Annotated in this window: 1 protein-coding gene; it reads left to right on the top strand. The window is 47.5% G+C overall.

Going from position 1 to position 425, the window contains the following annotated elements; genetic code table 11:
• Positions 1–219: 219 nt before the first annotated feature.
• The coding region (locus PUR61_RS45125) for a hypothetical protein (RefSeq protein WP_329875319.1) at positions 220–425 on the top strand (206 nt) is incomplete at its 3' end.

The following is a 425-nucleotide window of genomic DNA, read 5'->3' as shown; positions in this document are numbered from 1 at the left end:
TGGGGGGGGGGGGGGGGGGGGGGGGGGGGGGGGGGGGGGGGGGGGTGTGTCGGTGTTGGCCTGTTGGTTTTTGGGGTGGTTTGCGTGGGGGTTGTTTTGTGTTTTTTGGGTTTGTTGTTGTTCGTCCGGGGGGGGGGGGTGGGGTGTGCTGGTGGGTGTGGGGTTTGACTGGGTGGGGTTTGTTGTTTTTTTGTTTTTTTTAGTTGTTTTGTTGTTTTTGTGGGGGCCGTTTTTGGTGGTGGGGGTGTTTGTTTTTTTTGTGTTTGGTGTGGTGTGGTGTGTGTGTTGTTTTGGGGGGTTTTTGTTTGTTTGTTTGTGTTCACCCTCTTATTGTTGGTGCATTTTTTTTTTTTGTTTTTTTTTGTGGTTTGTTTTTTTTTTTTTTTTGTTTTGTTTTTTGTGTGTGGTTTTTTTTTTGTTGTGGG

This window comes from Streptomyces sp. BE20, from assembly GCF_036322525.1.
GTDB lineage: Bacteria > Actinomycetota > Actinomycetes > Streptomycetales > Streptomycetaceae > Kitasatospora.
This window is presented reverse-complemented; position numbering and strand designations above follow the sequence as displayed.